Origin of the sequence: [Muricauda] lutisoli (nom. illeg.) (assembly GCF_017313105.1) — a bacterium.
Taxonomy (GTDB): domain Bacteria; phylum Bacteroidota; class Bacteroidia; order Flavobacteriales; family Flavobacteriaceae; genus Flagellimonas; species Flagellimonas lutisoli.
Genome location: NZ_JAFLND010000003.1, coordinates 492,227 through 510,626, shown reverse-complemented (window position 1 = coordinate 510,626; position 18,400 = coordinate 492,227). Strand labels below are relative to the sequence as shown.

Here is an 18,400-nt window from a genome sequence, read left to right as displayed (position 1 = left end):
TTCCCTGGTACAAACACTTAAAAACAATCACATCTTATGCATATTGCTGTGGCAGGCAACATTGGGGCCGGAAAGACGACGTTGACCAATTTACTTGCAAAACATTACAGGTGGGAGGCCCATTTTGAAGATGTGGTGGACAATCCCTATCTGGATGATTTTTATACACAAATGGAGCGTTGGAGTTTTAACCTCCAAATCTATTTTTTGAACAGCAGGTATCGGCAAATTTTAAAGATCAGGGAAAGTGGCAAAAATGTGATCCAGGACAGAACCATTTACGAGGACGCTCATATTTTTGCTCCCAACCTGCACGCTATGGGCTTAATGACCAATCGTGATTTTGAAAATTACAAAGGTCTTTTTGAGTTGATGGAGAGTTTAGTGCAACCACCGGACCTATTGATTTATTTACGGAGTACCATTCCAAACCTGGTAAAGCAAATACATAAGCGTGGTCGCGATTATGAAAACTCCATTTCCATTGATTACCTAAGCCGCTTGAACGAACGCTATGAAGCCTGGGTGAACACTTATGAAAAGGGTAAACTGCTCATTTTTGATGTGGACAATCTTGATTTTGTGGACAACCCAGAAGATTTGGGCGAAGTGATCAACCGCATTGATGGAGAAATTCACGGTTTGTTCGAATAATCTCGGTCAAGAACCCGTATTTTATCTTCAATTTTCAAACACTTTGGTTTTTTGGTTCAGTAATTGAACCCTGGATTTCCATTTCCCTCACTCAAACCGGCTTTTTACTCATTGGCGGTTTACTTCGGAACTTTTTCAAGGTAGTTTAGAGTCGGGATAAGCCCACTGCTATTAACTGCACCCTTACAAAGGTGAAAAAACTTGAAAATTATGGAACCAAAAAAGAATCCTCAACTGGATGTAAACCGAAATAGTCTACTCTACTTTTTTGTGGGAATGACCTTGGTTTTACTTATGGCCTATATGGCGTTGGAATGGAAAAGTTACTACCCAACATCGGATTGGGAGACAAGTCAAGTTAACCCTGACCTTCTGATTGAAGATGAGCCTCCAATTACATTTCAAAAGTTAGAGTTGCCCAAACCAAAAATTCAGACTCCACCTATAATTGATGTTGTGGAGGACGAAAAGGATATAGAAGAAACAGTAATAGAAGCGTCTGAACCGGACCAGAGCACCGAGGTTGCACCCATAGAAAGTATTGAGGTTGCCGAAGAGGAAATTACGGAAGAGATTCCCATTGTATTGGTGGAGAATGCCCCTATATTTCCTGGATGCGAAAAAGAGAAAACAGAAGAAGACAAAAGAGATTGTTTTCAAAAAATGATTCAAAAACATATCAGGAAAAACTTCCGTTATCCAGATCCTGCTAAAGAAATGGGATTACAAGGCCGAGTAAGTATCATGTTTACAATTGAAAAAGATGGAAATATTGATAATGTTCGACTTCGAGGACCTCATAAATCTTTGGAAGAGGAAGCTGCCCGAATTATTTCAAAATTACCAAACATGAAACCAGGTCAACAGAGAGGCATGCCTGTAAAAGTTTCATATTCCATCCCTATCACATTCAAATTAAACTAATTATGGCCAGTTTAAAAATGCCAACTTTCTGGCCACAACCATATAATGAGCAATCCAGAGCAAATAGAGATTCCAAAACAAACAGCAATTAGTTTGGCCAATCCTTTTGTGCCTAAGATCGCTGCCATAATCCCCTTGAACAATAAATTGGATAGAGAGGCCATAAGAATAAGTTTCCATCCAAAAGATGCATCCAAGCTTCCTCCCTTAATCAACTGGGATAGGGAAAGGGTAATGGCATCAACATCGGCAAGACCACTGATGATCGCTACTGCATAGAGGGCGTCGTTGCCGAACTCTTCTTTGGAAAAGGCCACTGCCAATAAGATGAATCCGTATAGCAGTCCAAAGATCAATGCGCTTTTGAATTGGGCAGGGTTTTTAGGCTCTGGCATTTCATCACCTTTTTCTTCCTTGTTTATAAGGTAGAATAAAAAGATGCTAACAATCGACAATATCAAAAACTCAAGGATCATAGGTAAAATGATCTGAGGTAAATTGTCGGGTATTACCACGCCTACCTCTATAAGTACCCTTACAAAGGAAACAGCAGAAGCAACAGTTATGATAAATGCCGCGATGGTATTAACAGATTTAACCTTGGAGGTCCTTCTTGCATAACTAATGGTGGTAGCTGTACTGCTGATCAAACCTCCTAAAATTCCATTGGAAATAATACCAGTTTTCTTGCCCACCAACTTGTAAATGAAATATCCCGTCACACTAATCCCGACAATTAGCACGACCATCAACCAGATGTTGTTTGGATTAAGTACATCAAGAGGACCATAAGTCTTGTTGGGCAAAATAGGAAGCACTATTAACGAAATACCGACAAAGGTCATAATGGCAGAAATGTCCTTATCCTTAAGCTTATCAATAAATCCGTGCATTTTATCTTTAACATAAAGTAGTATAGCCATTGCACCACCAACAATTATAGCTATTACCTGATTGCCCAATACAAGATAGGCTCCAAGAGCGAACATAAGCAAAGCCGCGACCTCAGTGGTCTGTCCAACATCAGTTTCATCAGATTTTTTGAGTTTAAGAATATTGGCCGTAATAAGCAGGGCTGCCAATGCAATACCAAAAGCGGGGAGGATAAAAGGGTTTTCGAAATCACGGGTCATAAAGCCAGTTACGGTACCCAAAACACCTATAAGGGTAAACGTACGTATCCCAGCCATTTTTTGACCAGTATGTTGCCGCTGAAGCCCTACGATTAGACCTAAGCCGAACGTAATACCCAAAGTAGTTAAATCCGAATAATCCATTGTCCCTAATATAAGCGAGTATTAAAAAGTCATAAACATTTTTACATCTTTTTTTTATAACTTAAATAAAAAAACCACGCCGATGGCGTGGTTTTTCCAGCTTTGCCTTAAAGCGAGAGCTAATTCTTTGCCTCAGCACTCTTATATTCTTGTATCATTTTTTCCAATTCTTCTTTGGTATCGGCAGTAAACTCATCTGTTTCCTCCACTACTTCTCCATTGCTATTGGTACTGGAAGTAACAATAGCTTTGTATGCTCCATCCGCTGTGTTACTGACCTCAACCCTAATCTGTTTTTCAACCGCCTTGGTTTCTTTCATCCCCTCTTCGGTAATGGTGATCATGGTTGCATCCTCTTTCAACATTCCCACTTCATCGGCGGGCGCTAGACTCACTAAACTAGGCGCTATGACCAGAGCAACAACAGACATCAATTTAAGCAAAATATTTAAGGAAGGACCCGATGTATCCTTAAAAGGATCACCAACAGTATCCCCTACAACGGCGGCCTTATGGGCATCACTACCTTTACGACCTTCGCTTTCGATCGTTTTTTTGGCATTGTCCCATGCTCCACCAGCGTTGGATTGGAAAATAGCCATCAGCACACCTGCTGTGGTTACACCGGCCAAAAGACCTCCTAACATTTCAGCGCCGCCAATAAATCCTACAGCTACTGGCACGGCGATAGCCAACAAACCTGGCAACACCATTTCTTTAATGGATGCTTGCGTAGAAATCGCCACACATTTTTGATATTCTGCTTTACCATCCGCGGCTTCAAAAATCTCCATGTCTTCCTTATTGGCCTTGGAAAGATCAGAATCATATTTACGCATTACCGCCAAGGCAGCTTTTAATTCCGGAATATCCTTGAATTGCCTGCGGACTTCTTCAATCATGGACATAGCAGCTCTACCAACAGCATTCATTGAAAGTGCAGAGAATACAAAGGGAAGCATACCGCCTACCAAGAGCCCTGCCATAATATCTGGCTGGGAAACATCGATGGATTTAACACCAGCTGTTTTCATAAAGGCGGCAAACAATGCCAATGCCGTTAATGCAGCAGATGCAATGGCAAATCCTTTACCAATGGCTGCTGTAGTGTTTCCTACGGCATCCAATTTATCGGTTCTATCACGAACTTCTCCAGGCAATTCCGCCATTTCAGCAATACCACCTGCATTATCCGAAATAGGTCCGTAGGCATCAACGGCAAGTTGAATACCCGTATTGGCCAACATACCTACAGCGGCAATCGCAATTCCATACAAGCCGGCAAAATAATGGGAAACCAAAATAGCCGCAGCAATCAATATGATCGGTATGGCCGTGGACATCATTCCCACACCAAGCCCTGCAATAATGTTTGTTGCAGAACCTGTTTCGGACTGACGTACAATGGAGTTGACCGGTTTTGTACCTGTACCTGTATAATATTCCGTTACCTTTCCTACTAGCAATCCAGCTACCAGACCAGCAATAGTTGCCCAGAAAACACCCATTGCCGTAAATTCTTTTCCACCTTCTACCCAAGTTTCAGGTAACATGGCGTTGATTATAAAGTATGATGCAACCAACATTAACGCTGCTGAACCAAACTCTCCTATATTCAATGCGGTCTGCGGATTTCCACCATCTTTTACTCTCACGAAGAATGTTCCGATGATTGACATGATAATCCCTACGGCAGCCAATGCCAATGGTAGATATACAGCTCCAAGTCCATCAAAAGCAGTTTGAAACTCCGGTAAACCGGCAAAAACGGCTCCTAAAACCATAGTACCGATTATGGATCCCACATAAGATTCGAAAAGGTCGGCCCCCATTCCGGCAACATCCCCAACGTTATCACCCACATTATCCGCAATGGTCGCTGGGTTCAATGGGTGATCCTCAGGAATTCCAGCTTCTACTTTACCCACTAAGTCAGCTCCAACATCGGCAGCTTTCGTATAGATACCACCGCCTACACGTGCAAAAAGGGCTATGGACGATGCTCCAAGTGAAAAACCAGAAAGCACATTGAGCACTTCGGCAATTTCCCAACCTTGTCCACTATAAATCATGAAGAGTCCGCTCAATCCAAGAACACCTAAACCTACAACTCCAAGACCCATGACCGCTCCTCCGGCGAATGCAACTTCAAGTGCCTTACCTAAAGAAGTTCTGGCGGCATTGGTTGTTCTTACATTTGCCTTGGTTGCGACTTTCATTCCGATAAATCCGGCAAGGGCCGAACAAATGGCACCAACAACAAAAGATACGGCCACCATTCCATTGGAACCAGCCTCATTACTTCCTTTGAAGAAAAGCAATACGGCCACAGCAATAACAAAAATGCTCAGTATTTTATATTCAGCCTTTAAGAATGACATTGCACCATCCGCAATGTTCTTGGCAATCCTTGCCATTTTTTCGTCTCCGACCTCTTGTTTAGAAATCCATACGTTCTTAATGAATACATAGAGAAGGCCCAAGACACCAAATACGGGCAAAAATTTTACGATTAAATCCATAGATTAGCTTGTTTAGAATTTTTTAATGCCCGCTAATGTAGTAAAATACGAAGTAATAAAAAAAATGCGCCTTTAATTATTAAAAGCGCATTTTTTTAAACTTATTGTTATGTAATCTATATAGTGTAGGCACGTCTCTTTTTATGATCACTTTCTTCATAGCGTTTCACACACTCGTGATAGATTTTGACCGCTTCATTAACGTCTCCCCAACCTCCAGTATCTACTTTCTTCTCCTCTAGGTCTTTATATACCTGAAAGAAGTGTTCGATCTCTTTTAATCTATGTGGGTTCAACTCACTGATGTCATCCCTTTTGCTCCAAATCGGGTCGGAAACAGGTACACAGATTATCTTTTCATCCGGACCTTTTTCATCCGTCATATGGAAAACACCGACCGGCTTTACTTCCACTACAACCATGGGATAGGTTGGCTCTGTGCAAAGAACCAATACATCCAATGGATCGCCGTCCAAAGCCAAGGTTTCCGGAATAAAACCGTAGTCCCCGGGATACATCATCGAGGAAAATAAGGTTCGGTCAAATCTAATTTTGTTAAGCGTAAAATCGTATTCGTACTTGTTTCTACTACCTTTGGGAATTTCTACTAGTACATCAAAGGTTATACGTGGTTTTTTAGACATGTTAGTGATATATTTATAATGCAAAAATAACCAGTATAACTGGAATAGGCCCCATAAATTGGAGGTTTCGTGTGAATTAAAAATTAAATCCGAAGGTTCCGGTTATCCCAAATGCCCTGGCATCTGGATTTTGAAGATAATTTCCTCTAAAATTAAAGTCTATCCGAAGTATTTTAAAAATGTTCCCTATACCAAAAGAATATTCCCAATACACCTGGTCTTCTGGCGCCATGAGGGGAATATTGGTAGGGGCACTCAAAGCGATATTTTCTTCGGACAATTGGCCCCACGCCCCTCTTAGACCCACAATTTCCCTGAGGTTGAGTTTACGCAACAATGGAATTCGAGAAAACAACCTTCCATTAAAGTTGTGCTCCAAGTGAACCGTAGCGTATGTATCGGTAACGAATTCATAAAAATCCAGATTCGGAAACACATTGTAAAGTGAGAACAATGTTTGGTTTCCGGGAACAACACTCAAGAGCCCCAATGGCACGGTTCCAAAAGTTTTACCCAATTCAACGCTGCTCGTCAATCTACCAAAACCACCTATTTGCCATGGCTGTTGGTACGAAAACTGGATTTTCTCATAATCGAAATCACTCTCTAAAAACCCATCTACACCTTTGGTGTATTTAAGCACCAGAGTACTGTAATCATCGTTGATGTCGGAGCGCTCCACGCCATATCCAATTGTACGTTTGCCCGGGGTATACACCACTGTGGTATTAAGGTCGAACTGTCTTATTTCTGATGAAATACCGGTTGGTGATGTGGGGTCTATATAATCCAAACTGAAAGCTTCCGGCAATGCCGAACTCAAGGTACGGAACGAGCCGCCTACATTGATCTTGAGATTTTTTACCGGTTCCATTTCCATGTTTAGTGTAGAGAGATTAATATTGGTCAAACGATTGTTGGAGCCTACGGTAACCAAAGAGGATGAAGCGATGCTCCTACCCATCACATCATTGGTACTGGTAAGGCTCAGCCCCAATTGTTCAATATCCCGACGATTTCCTCCAGAGATGATCAGACGGTTTTTTCGATCCAATAAAAATCTTCCTGAAAACCCATGCTTGAACTTCTTATCATCAAAACCATAGGCCATATAACCCTCCAAACGCCACATATCGTTCTGGCCATAATATGTTCTTGCGCCAGCTCTTAATCGAATACCTTCGGCATCGTTATAACCAAAAGTGCTGTAGATATCCCCAATGTCGATATTCCACTTATCGATTTCAACATAGCCCGAGCCCAAAATACTGACAATATCGTAGTAGGTCCTGAACTTGGGAACGGTCTTTAAGGTATCCAACAGCTTAAAGATCCCCGATTCATCGTCATTTAAGCTTTCCAATCTTGCATTTTTCCAGAAAACACTATCCTGCGAGAACACCCTAGGGTCATACGGATCTGCAACGGCCTTATAAAAATCTTCGGAACGTGGATTGTCAAAATTATAATTATCAAAAACCGTGGTTCGTTTGCCATACACCCCCCGAGAATCTTCCTTTTTGGAGAAACTGAAATCGCTTAACATGTAGTCTCGCCTCAACAAAAAAACCGAATCGCTGACCACATCAAAATCCTGTTCGATATAAATTTCCTTTACCCAGTTGATGTTGGCACTCTTAGTGACCTGCATGTTGATCTTTTTGATAGCGAAAGTGGTATCGTTTACCCAAAAATCGCCTTTAAAGGTGAGTTCGTTCTTTCGCCTAGGGTAATAAATAATGTTGTAACACCATTTGTTATCAATAAATGTGCTGTCGGACAACACATAATTGTATACATCTACCCCTGTTTTGGACAATGGACTTGTAAAACTCTTATCAAAAAACTTCAGGTAATTATCGTAAATGTCGTAATCTGAATAGAGGTCTTCCACAAATGCAGTTATTGACTGATTACCGCTAAATCCAGAATTTTTGTTGCCAAGGACATCCTCCTTCTCCTTATCCAGTACGTTATCGCCGTAAACTTTTGAAAATGTTTCGTTCAGAAACATGGGCAAATAGGTCTTCCCCGTGATTCTTGAAGTATCCAGGTCCTCGAACATGAATTCCAGCCCCTTAAAGAGTTTACTTTTGATCAGTGCACTATCTATGGCATTCAGATCAAACTCAATTTTTTCATACTTATCGTATTGGTACTGTTTGAACTTGCGCACGCCATTCTCCCGCTTTTTAGCCCATATTTTTCTCAGAATATCTATGGCCGGATTATTCTTCTTGGATTGTTTTCCTGTATATATGACCACTTCCTGAAGTTGCTCGGCAGATTCGGTCAACACGATCTCCATACCGTAGCTCACCTTTTGTTCCAGCGGAATTTCCTTGGTTTCATAACCGATGAAAGATACTTTTATGGTATTATAAGTTTCATCCGACTCCAGGTAAAAATGTCCATTGTCGTTGGTTATGGTGCCCTCAGAGGAGTTTACAAAAATTATGTTGGCAAAAGCGATGGGCATACCTGTATCATCGGTAACCACACCTTCGATTTTGGTTTGTGCAGCAACACTAACAATAAAGAGGAGAAAAAAAACAGAAAAGATTCTTTTCATAGGCAGGTATATGGGACAATGGGCAACCCTTAAAAGTTTACCCACTAAACTTAGGTCAAATTTGGTTCAAAGTAATTTCTAATCAAAAAATATTCCCTAAAAAAAGCCCCATCAACAAAGTTGACAGGGCTAATATACCTTACAAATATGGTTTTATAACTTATATAACACTTTCTTAACAGCCTTGATAACATCTTCATGATTTGGCAACCACTCTGCCAAAAGCACCGGTGAGTACGGTGCAGGGGTATCTGCAGTGTTCAATTTTACAATAGGGGCATCCAAATAATCGAATGCTTTATCCTGAACGTGATAAATAATTTCAGTGGCCACATTACCAAAAGGCCATGCTTCTTCCAGAATCACCATTCTGTTGGTTTTCTTCACGGAAGCCAAAATAGTTTCGTGATCCATTGGACGAACTGTCCTCAAATCAATGATTTCACAGCTAATCCCATCTTTCTCCAATTCATCGGCAGCCTTGTAGGCTTCTTTGATGATTTTTCCAAAAGAAACGATGGTCACATCCGTACCTTCTCTTTTAATATCGGCTACACCTAGTGGAATGGTATATTCCCCTTCTGGTACTTCTCCTTTGTCCCCGTACATCTGCTCAGATTCCATGAAAATTACAGGGTCGTCATCACGAATGGCCGATTTTAACAATCCTTTTGCGTCGGCTGGGTTTGATGGAACCACAACCTTAAGACCGGGAGTGTTGGCATACCAGCTTTCAAAAGCTTGAGAGTGGGTTGCGGCCAATTGTCCTGCAGAAGCTGTAGGACCTCGAAATACAATAGGACAGTTGAACTGCCCGCCGGACATTTGGCGAATTTTGGCAGCATTGTTTATAATTTGGTCAATTCCAACCAAAGAAAAGTTGAATGTCATAAATTCTATGATGGGCCTATTGCCGTTCATTGCCGAACCAACACCAATACCGGCAAAACCAAGTTCTGAAATCGGGGTATCGATCACCCGCTCTGGTCCGAATTCATCCAACATGCCTTTGGAAGCCTTATAAGCACCGTTATACTCGGCTACTTCCTCGCCCATTAAATAAATGGTATCATCTCTTCGCATTTCTTCGGACATAGCCTCGGCTATTGCCTCCCTAAACTGTAATGTTTTCATTAAATCGTACTAAATATTTATAGTCTGCTTAAAAACGCAAGCAAAAATAGCAAAAACTACCCGAAAATAGCTTGGGGAAAATCCAAAAAAAGAACAAAATTTATTATGCATGCATAATAAATTTCGGATTTTATAACTATATTTGGACACCTAAAGCTTAAGTATATATGAAGATTTTAGTTTGCATAAGCAACGTACCGGATACTACTTCCAAAATCAATTTTACGGAAGGCGATACCCAGTTTGACACAAACGGGGTTCAATTTGTTATTAATCCAAACGACGAGTTTGGGTTGACACGTGCAATGTGGTTCAAGGAAAAGCAAGGAGCTGCAGTTCATGTGGTTACCGTAGGAGGCCAACAAACCGAGCCGACCATTAGAAAAGCGTTGGCCATTGGAGCCGATGAGGCCATTCGGGTAAATGCAGAACCAAAGGATGGATTTTTCGTAGCCCAACAGTTGGCCGAGGTGGTAAAAAATGGTGATTACGACCTTGTAATTGCAGGACGGGAATCCATTGACTACAATGGTGGAATGGTACCAGGAATTTTAGCCACGCTTTTGGATATGAACTTTGTGAACACTTGCATTGGCCTGGAAATCGATGGAGACACGGCAACCGCAGTTCGCGAAATTGATGGAGGTAAAGAAACGATAAGTACATCACTTCCATTGGTAATTGGTGGACAAAAAGGATTGGTCGAGGAAAGTGACCTTCGTATTCCCAATATGAGAGGTATTATGATGGCTCGAAAAAAAGCATTAAACGTGGTTGAACCAGTTGATGCCGCACAGCCCACACAAGACCAAAAATTTGAAAAACCTGCGGCCAAAGGTCCCGTTAAGTTAGTGGATGCCGGAAATGTCGGGGAATTGGTCGAACTACTGCACAACGAAGCAAAAGTCATCTAAACAAGATTAAAAAATTATGTCAGTACTAGTATATACAGAATCCCTGAAGGGAAAATTCAAAAAAAATGCTTTCGAAGTGGCCTCTTATGCACATAAAGTGGCCCAAGATTTAGGCACGACCGTTACAGCGGTATCTTTTAACGCAGAGGACGATGCCTCACTGGGAACCTATGGGGTTTCCAAAGTTTTGAAGGTATCGGACGACTCGTTGGCCACCTTTAATGCCAAAGCCTATGCCAGTGTATTGGAACAGGCTGCCAAAGCAGAGGACGCCAAAGTAATTATATTGAGTTCCAGCGCGGACAGTAAGTTTTTGGCACCTATTTTAACAGCTAAATTAGCCGCTGGATACGTACCCAATGTAGTGGCTGCTCCAGAAAGCACTTCACCTTTTGTAGTAAAGCGAACAGCTTTCAGTAATAAAGGTTTTGCCATGACCGAGATTTCGGCAGACATCAAAATCATTGGTGTTTCCAACAATGCTTTCGGAGTAGTGGAAAACAATGTATCCGCTGCAGTTGAAGATTTCAGCCCATCGGTGGGTGATGATGCATTCACCGCCAAATCAGTGGAAGTGGACAGGGTAACCGGAAAAGTAACCATTGCCGATGCCGATATCGTGGTGTCTGGAGGACGTGGGCTTAAAGGACCCGAAAACTGGGGCATGATCGAAGAGTTGGCCGATGTATTGGGGGCCGCAACCGCATGTTCCAAGCCAGTTTCCGATATGGGATGGCGCCCACATAGCGAACACGTGGGCCAAACGGGAAAACCCGTGGCCAGTAATCTATACATCGCCATAGGTATCTCGGGAGCCATTCAACATTTGGCAGGAATCAATGCTTCCAAAGTAAAAGTGGTCATCAACAACGACCCCGAGGCACCTTTCTTTAAGGCTGCAGATTATGGAATTGTCGGAGATGCCTTCGAAGTAGTGCCCGAACTCATCGAAAAATTAAAAGAATTTAAAGCACAAAACGCTTAAATTTTGTTAATTTGCCCATTGCAAGGGGCTGTTCAGATAACTGGTAAAGCCACTTATTTGAATGGCCCTTTTGCTTTAGGAAGAGATTATGAGTTTAGTACGATTAAAAATAAAGGGAATATCATATAGCCAAACACAAAATGGCGCGTATGCCCTTATTTTAAATGAAGAGGAGGGAGACAGAAAACTTCCCATCGTTATTGGCGCATTTGAAGCGCAGTCCATCGCCATTGCATTGGAAAAAGAAATAAAACCGCCCAGACCTTTGACCCACGATTTGTTCAAAAATTTTGCGGACAGATTTAAAATTGTGGTCAAACAGGTCATCATCCATAAATTGGTCGATGGGGTATTTTATTCCAGTATTATCTGCGAGCGTGAGAACGAAGAGGAGATCATCGATGCGCGAACTAGCGATGCCATTGCCCTTGCCCTTAGATTCAACGCTCCCATTTTCACCTACAAGACCATTTTGGACAAGGCAGGTATCTTCTTAAAATTCTCCTCCAAAGAAAAGGAGGAAGATGACGACGATAGCATCATGGTCGATGAAATCCTTCAAGAGGGCGAAACAGTGGAAATAGAATCCGGTTCCGACACACATGGATACAGGGAAATGTCCCTACAAGAGCTTCACAAAGAATTGGACAAGGCCGTAGCCAGCGAAGACTACGAAAAGGCTGCCAAGTTGAGGGATGAAATTTCCAAGCGTAAATAAACAACCACTTACATGGCGAAAAAGACCCAAAGTTTACTGATACTTTTATTCATTTGTTCGGTCGCTTTCGGCCAAAGTTCATTGCCCGCAGATTCCCTTAACGTAGCCATTGGCTCCACTATCACGGATTCCATCCCACAACAGGAAGTGGCAGAAATAATACCCAACCAGGGATTTTCCATCACTACATTGTTACGCGGGGCTTTGGGAATGGCAATTCTTATATTGATATCATTTTTGTTTAGTTCCAATAGAAAAGCCATCAACTGGAAAACTGTGGGAATTGGAATATCCTTACAGGTTTTGATAGCCATTGGAGTGCTCAAGGTTCCCTTTGTACAATATATTTTTGAGCAAGTCGGGAGCATTTTTGTCAGCATCCTGGACTTTACCCGGGCCGGTAGCCAGTTCCTTTTCGAAGGACTTGTGGTGGACATGGACACCTTCGGCTATATTTTTGCTTTTCAAGTACTGCCAACCATTATATTTTTCTCCGCGTTGACCTCGGTACTTTATTATTTGGGAGTCATTCAAGTAGTGGTAAGGTGGATGGCATGGCTGCTTTCCAAAACATTGGGAATTTCCGGTGCGGAAAGCCTTTCGGTGGCCGGTAATATCTTTTTGGGCCAAACGGAAGCTCCATTGCTTATAAAGGCCTACTTGGAAAAAATGAACAAATCGGAGATCCTATTGGTCATGATCGGTGGGATGGCCACCGTAGCGGGAGCTGTTTTGGCAGCTTACATTGGATTTTTGGGAGGCGATGATCCCGAATTGCGATTGATATTTGCCAAACACCTTTTGGCTGCCTCCGTGATGGCTGCCCCCGGTGCTATCGTAATTTCAAAAATATTATATCCACAGACAGAAAAGGTCAACACCGATGTGGAGGTGTCCTCAGAAAAAATAGGTGCCAATATTTTGGATGCCATTGCCAACGGAACCACCGAAGGTCTTAAACTTGCTTTGAACGTGGGGGCCATGCTATTGGTTTTTGTTGCCTTTATAGCCATGATCAATGGAATTTTGGGCTGGTTTGGTGATGTAACCACCTTCAATAGCTGGATAGCTGCCAACTCTCCGTATCAAGAGTTTTCATTGGAAGCCATCCTGGGAACCGTTTTTGCCCCGCTTATGTGGCTCATTGGTGTCGCCAATGAAGATATTATGCTGATGGGGCAATTACTTGGAATTAAATTGGCCGCGAGTGAATTTATTGGATACATTCAATTGGCCGATCTTAAAAATGTGGCGAGCGGCGTACATTTCACTTACAATAAATCGGTAATCATGGCCACGTATATGCTTTGTGGTTTTGCCAACTTTGCTTCCATCGGCATTCAGATTGGCGGTATCGGCTCTTTGGCGCCCGGCCAACGTAAGGTTTTATCTTCTTTCGGAATGAAAGCCGTATTAGGTGGGTCTTTGGCCTCATTGCTGTCCGCAACCATTGCTGGGATGATTTTGGGATAGACTGGTGAAGGGTGAAAGGATAAAAATTAAAGGTGAAGGTGAAAGGGTGAAAAAGGTGAAAGGGTAAAGGGCAAATGGTTATGGGCAAGGTGTGAATACCGTGTCCTAAAATCCAAAAAGTAAATTATCAAAAAGTCAACCTCGTAATTTCAAACATAGTATTATGAGAAATTTTCGAGAGTTGAACGTCTGGAAAGACGGACGCATTTTGGTCAAAGATATTTACGGACTTACCAAACTATTGCTGGAATCTGAAAAATTTGGGCTGACTCCTCAAATACGAAGAAGTGCCATTTCCATTCCCGCCAACATCGCCGAAGGTTGCAGTAAATATTCCCAAAAAGATTTTGTTCGATTTCTTCAAATAAGTTTGGGGTCGGCATATGAACTTGAAACCCATCTTATTCTTTGTCAGGACCTGAATTTCCTTTCCGCCGATATTTCAAAAGCCACCATCAAAAATATTCAGAAGCTACAACGAAGAATTACGTCGTTAATAAAATATAATAAGTCAAACCATTGACCTATTGTCCTTTTAAGCATAACCATTTACCTTTAACCCCACTATGAAACAGTACCACGACCTTCTTAAACACGTATTGGAGCACGGCAACCAAAAAGGGGACCGTACGGGAACAGGGACCTTGAGCGTTTTTGGCTATCAAATGCGATTCGACCTCTCCGAGGGCTTCCCCATGGTGACCACCAAAAAGCTGCACCTTAAATCCATTATATATGAGTTATTATGGTTTTTAAAAGGAGACACCAATATTGCCTACCTCCAAGAGCACGGTGTGCGTATTTGGAACGAATGGGCCGATGAAAACGGTGACCTTGGTCCTGTTTATGGCCACCAGTGGCGCAATTGGAACAGTGAGGAAATAGACCAGATCGAAGAAGTGGTGGATACGCTAAAAAACAACCCGAATAGCCGTAGAATGTTGGTTTCTGCATGGAATCCCAGCGTTTTGCCGGACACTTCGGTTTCATTTGCTGAAAATGTGGCCAATGGTAAGGCCGCACTCCCACCCTGCCATGCCTTTTTCCAGTTTTATGTGGCCGATGGCAAACTTTCTTGCCAATTGTACCAACGAAGTGCCGATATCTTTTTGGGGGTGCCCTTTAACATTGCTTCCTATGCCTTGTTTACGTTAATGATGGCCCAGGTTTGTGGCTACCAACCCGGGGAGTTTATCCACACCTTTGGTGATGCCCATATCTACAACAACCATATGGAGCAAGTGGAACTGCAATTGAGCCGTGACCCACGCCCCTTGCCCACTATGAAACTAAACCCCGAAGTAAAGGATATTTTCTCTTTTACCTTTGATGATTTTGAGCTTTTGAACTACGATCCTCATCCGCATATTAAAGGGGTGGTTGCGGTTTAATTATCTTATTTTTAATTTTTAAACTGATTCAGTGAGTCTCCTTATATTTTCAAACACAAACTTGAATCCTATGAAAAATACTGCCATCACCCTTTTCGCAGCGCTATTATTTGCCAGCTGTGGGAACCCAACCAAAAAAGAAACCACCGAAAAAGAGGAAGTAACCGTGGAAAAAACAGTAGAAGAATCAGGTCCACAACTGCGTCATGTGGTGTTGTTCAAATTCAAAGAAACATCCAGCGATGAAGATGTGAAACAAGTGGAGGAGGCATTCAATGCCTTGCCATCAAAAATTTCTGAAATAAAAGGGTACGAATGGGGGATGAACAACAGTCCGGAAAACCTGAACAAAGGACTTACCCATTGTTATTTATTGACCTTCGACAGCGAAGCCGACCGTGACACTTACCTAACCCACCCAGATCACGTTGCCTTTGGCGATGTTGCAGGACCACATATAGACGATGTATTGGTGGTGGATTATTGGAACAAATAGCCCTATTCCCCTATCCAATAAATGAATCTGAACCAAATAACGGTCCCGTCCCTTGATCTATCGAAATCGGTTCCATTTTATGAAAAATTGGGACTGAAATTAATTGTAAAGGCCCTTCCCCATTACGCGAGGTTCGAGTGTCCTAACGGCAAGTCAACATTTTCATTGCACCAAAAGGAGGAATTACCTAAGGGTGAAGGCATTTATGTATATTTTGAGTGTGATAATTTAGATGAGCAGGTTGCATCTCTAAAACAAAAAGGAATTCAATTTGATTTGGAACCTACAGACCAAAGATGGCTTTGGAGAGAGGCAAGGCTAAAAGACCTTGATGGAAATCAACTTATCTTGTTCCATGGTGGTGAAAATAGGCTAAACCCACCATGGCGAATCGGCAATTAAAACTTATGAATGGACATTAAAGGTGTAATATTCGATTTTAACGGCACCCTATTTTTTGATACTCATTTACATAATGAGGCTTGGGATATTTTTTTGGAGAAATATTCTTTTGCGCTCACGAACAAGGAAAAAAATCAAAAGATACACGGTAAGAACAATGCCGAAATACTATCCAACTTGTTTAACAAAGAATTATCCAGTGCTGACATTGATGCATTGGCCCGTGAAAAAGAGGACATATACCAGTCCCTCTGTTTACAAGAAAAAATGGAGTTGGCACCAGGGGCATTGGACTTTTTGGAATTTTTGGACAAAAACGACGTTCCCTTTACCATTGCAACAGCTTCGGACCTTTACAATCTGAAATTTTATTTTGAGCACCTGGGACTGCAAAAGTATTTTGATCTAAATCATATCGTGTACAGTGATGGAACGATAAAGAGTAAACCTCACCCTGAAATCTTCTTAAAAGCAATGGAAGTCTTAAAAATTGACGCCAATGAAGCCTTGATTTTTGAAGATTCTGTATCTGGCATTATGGCCGCTGAAAATTCGGGTGCAAAAAAAATAATTATTGTAGATTCCGACAACAACGATTACAGTAAATGGAATTATGATGTAATCCGAAGTTTTAGGGAGATTGACATAAATATTTTCAAATAATAGCCTTCCTCCGAACGGTTCAAAAAGTAAACCACCATCGGCATGGAGATCCGATGATGGCTAAAACAATTTACACTTCCAATACCGCATTTTCTGCACCGGCATAATCGTTCCATTGGAAACCATCAGCCTCGGCATCATTGGTATAGTTGCCATCGATCAAATATCTGAACTCGTAGCTATTCTCTACAGGTAGATCGAACGTTCCTTTAAAAGTTCCGTTCTTCAATTTCTTTAAAGTGCTCTTCTTGGGATTCCACTTATTGAAATCTCCAACTACAGCCACTGTTTTAGCCTCATCTGCAGGAACGGTAAAAGTAACCTTGCAAACAGGCTTGCTCTTTAAGTATTGCTTTTTAATTGCCATGGTACCGAAAATTTTAATTTCAGGACAAAACAATACATAAAACTATTTATTTACAATAAGTTAGAATCGATTTATCAATTTGATAAAATCCACCTCACTACATAATCACTTTTATCAAATAAGATTGCCGTTTTTTGTCATTTATTACTTTGATGACCAACGTTTTAGAAGTGTTGCAACAACATCTATCTCTTCTTCTGTATTATAAAAATGAAAACTCAATCGAATACCACCGCCCCTCGGTGATGCCACCACATTTTCCTCCGTTAATTTATTAAAGAGTTTTTCATCTCCCTTGATATTAAAAATGGTGCTATGTTGTTTTCTTTTGACAACGGCCGGTTCCAACAGATCCAATTCCGAAAAAGCCGACATGGCCTTTTTTGACAATCTTTGAAGTTGGGCCTCTACATTTTCCAACCCTATTTCATCCAAAAAGTTAAGTGCAAATTCCAAACTCCCAAAGTTGAAAGAGTCCAAATGACCAGGTTCCAAAAACTTACAGAAGGTTATGCTGTTTCGTTTGGATGCATCGTTATCCACCGAGCCGTTCCCGATACCCTTTAGCTCAAATTGGTCCATTACCCCATCTTTTACAAGATAAAAGCCGTTACCGTAACCTGCCAAGAGCCATTTGTAAGCACTGGTTCCCAAAATATCGATTCCAGAATCTTCAAAATCGAAGGGCTCTGTACCACAGTATTGGGTCCCATCTGCCATGATCATCAGGTTGGGAAAGTCATTTTTTAATTTTTTCAGAAAATCAAAATCAATACGAACGCCATTTACCCACTGCACCAGACTAAGGGCCAAAATGTCGACACCTCCACTTTTTACCTTGGCATGGATGTTTTCTTCCATGTGCTCATCGGCATCCACATAATCCCGCTCAAAGCCCCGGGTCTCGAACGGCCAGTTGACACTTGGGTAATCTTTATTGACCAGTAGCACTTTTTTGTCTTTTGGCAAGCCCTCGAGCAACAAGTTGAATCCCAAGCTGAAATTGGGCACCAAGGCTACATTCTCTGGCTTACAATTAAAAAACTTCCCCACTGTTTTCTTTATTTCGGGCATGTGCGCAAAGCCTTTATTTTTCATTTCGCTCCCTCCAATTAGATAATCGAGGTCATGTCCCTGGCGCCACTCCATCAAATCTTCGCTCAGCAAGCCAGCAGAGGCGGTATTGGCATAAATACATTGATTAAGAACAGGGAATTTTTTTCTTAGGTTTTGCATGTCGGGATTTTTGGATACAATTCAATTA

18 protein-coding genes are annotated in these 18,400 nt (G+C 41.7%); 11 read left to right on the top strand and 7 right to left on the bottom strand.

The window, feature by feature from the left end:
• The first annotated feature begins 36 nt into the window (after positions 1-36).
• Entirely contained in the window at positions 37-654 is a 618-nt protein-coding gene (locus tag J0X13_RS13185) for a deoxynucleoside kinase (protein ID WP_207029924.1), read from the top strand.
• Between the two features lie 210 nt (positions 655-864).
• On the top strand, positions 865-1,578 hold the full coding sequence (locus tag J0X13_RS13180) for an energy transducer TonB (protein ID WP_207071864.1): 714 nt from the start codon (positions 865-867) through the stop codon (positions 1,576-1,578).
• Positions 1,579-1,589: 11 nt separating this feature from the next.
• Here the strand turns inward: J0X13_RS13180 and J0X13_RS13175 are convergent, their stop codons facing one another.
• The 5 genes from J0X13_RS13175 to J0X13_RS13155 form a co-directional block, all read right to left on the bottom strand.
• On the bottom strand, positions 1,590-2,855 hold the full coding sequence (locus tag J0X13_RS13175; protein ID WP_207071863.1) for an MgtC/SapB family protein: 1,266 nt from the start codon (positions 2,853-2,855) through the stop codon (positions 1,590-1,592).
• Between the two features lie 119 nt (positions 2,856-2,974).
• Positions 2,975-5,377, bottom strand: coding sequence for a sodium-translocating pyrophosphatase (locus tag J0X13_RS13170; protein WP_207071862.1), 2,403 nt, complete (start codon positions 5,375-5,377; stop codon positions 2,975-2,977).
• A gap of 116 nt (positions 5,378-5,493) precedes the next feature.
• Entirely contained in the window at positions 5,494-6,021 is a 528-nt protein-coding gene (locus J0X13_RS13165; protein ID WP_207071861.1) for an inorganic diphosphatase, read from the bottom strand.
• A gap of 76 nt (positions 6,022-6,097) precedes the next feature.
• Complete coding sequence (locus J0X13_RS13160; RefSeq protein ID WP_207071860.1) at positions 6,098-8,593, bottom strand: DUF5686 and carboxypeptidase-like regulatory domain-containing protein; 2,496 nt, start codon at positions 8,591-8,593, stop codon at positions 6,098-6,100.
• A 153-nt stretch (positions 8,594-8,746) separates the two neighbouring features.
• Positions 8,747-9,727: a pyruvate dehydrogenase complex E1 component subunit beta gene (locus tag J0X13_RS13155; protein WP_207071859.1), complete on the bottom strand. Its 981-nt coding sequence runs from the start codon at positions 9,725-9,727 to the stop codon at positions 8,747-8,749.
• A gap of 167 nt (positions 9,728-9,894) precedes the next feature.
• On the opposite strand from J0X13_RS13155, the gene J0X13_RS13150 reads away from it, so the two are divergent.
• From J0X13_RS13150 to J0X13_RS13110, 9 genes are all read left to right on the top strand, one after another.
• The gene (locus J0X13_RS13150; protein WP_207071858.1) at positions 9,895-10,641 is read left to right on the top strand and encodes an electron transfer flavoprotein subunit beta/FixA family protein; all 747 of its coding nucleotides are present in this window, start codon (positions 9,895-9,897) and stop codon (positions 10,639-10,641) included.
• A gap of 16 nt (positions 10,642-10,657) precedes the next feature.
• Positions 10,658-11,626, top strand: a complete 969-nt coding sequence (locus J0X13_RS13145; protein ID WP_207071857.1) for an electron transfer flavoprotein subunit alpha/FixB family protein — start codon at positions 10,658-10,660, stop codon at positions 11,624-11,626.
• 88 nt (positions 11,627-11,714) lie between these two features.
• On the top strand, positions 11,715-12,344 hold the full coding sequence (locus tag J0X13_RS13140; protein ID WP_207071856.1) for a bifunctional nuclease family protein: 630 nt from the start codon (positions 11,715-11,717) through the stop codon (positions 12,342-12,344).
• A gap of 12 nt (positions 12,345-12,356) precedes the next feature.
• Entirely contained in the window at positions 12,357-13,817 is a 1,461-nt protein-coding gene (locus J0X13_RS13135) for a NupC/NupG family nucleoside CNT transporter (protein ID WP_207071855.1), read from the top strand.
• Positions 13,818-13,980: 163 nt separating this feature from the next.
• Positions 13,981-14,340, top strand: a complete 360-nt coding sequence (locus J0X13_RS13130) for a four helix bundle protein (RefSeq protein WP_207071854.1) — start codon at positions 13,981-13,983, stop codon at positions 14,338-14,340.
• A gap of 43 nt (positions 14,341-14,383) precedes the next feature.
• Complete coding sequence (locus tag J0X13_RS13125) at positions 14,384-15,208, top strand: thymidylate synthase (protein ID WP_207071853.1); 825 nt, start codon at positions 14,384-14,386, stop codon at positions 15,206-15,208.
• A 70-nt stretch (positions 15,209-15,278) separates the two neighbouring features.
• Positions 15,279-15,704, top strand: a complete 426-nt coding sequence (locus tag J0X13_RS13120; protein WP_207071852.1) for a Dabb family protein — start codon at positions 15,279-15,281, stop codon at positions 15,702-15,704.
• A 21-nt stretch (positions 15,705-15,725) separates the two neighbouring features.
• Positions 15,726-16,106 carry a VOC family protein gene (locus J0X13_RS13115; protein ID WP_207071851.1) on the top strand — a complete coding sequence of 127 codons (381 nt, stop codon included), beginning with the start codon at positions 15,726-15,728 and terminating at the stop codon, positions 16,104-16,106.
• A gap of 9 nt (positions 16,107-16,115) precedes the next feature.
• Positions 16,116-16,769 (top strand): HAD family hydrolase, encoded by a 654-nt coding sequence (locus J0X13_RS13110; RefSeq protein ID WP_207071850.1) that lies wholly within the window; start codon positions 16,116-16,118, stop codon positions 16,767-16,769.
• Positions 16,770-16,839: 70 nt separating this feature from the next.
• Here the strand turns inward: J0X13_RS13110 and J0X13_RS13105 are convergent, their stop codons facing one another.
• The gene (locus J0X13_RS13105) at positions 16,840-17,136 is read right to left on the bottom strand and encodes an isoamylase early set domain-containing protein (protein ID WP_207071849.1); all 297 of its coding nucleotides are present in this window, start codon (positions 17,134-17,136) and stop codon (positions 16,840-16,842) included.
• Positions 17,137-17,280: 144 nt separating this feature from the next.
• A complete protein-coding gene (locus tag J0X13_RS13100; RefSeq protein WP_207071848.1) occupies positions 17,281-18,372 on the bottom strand; it encodes an aminotransferase class V-fold PLP-dependent enzyme in 1,092 nt (363 codons plus the stop codon).
• Positions 18,373-18,400 lie beyond the last annotated feature (28 nt).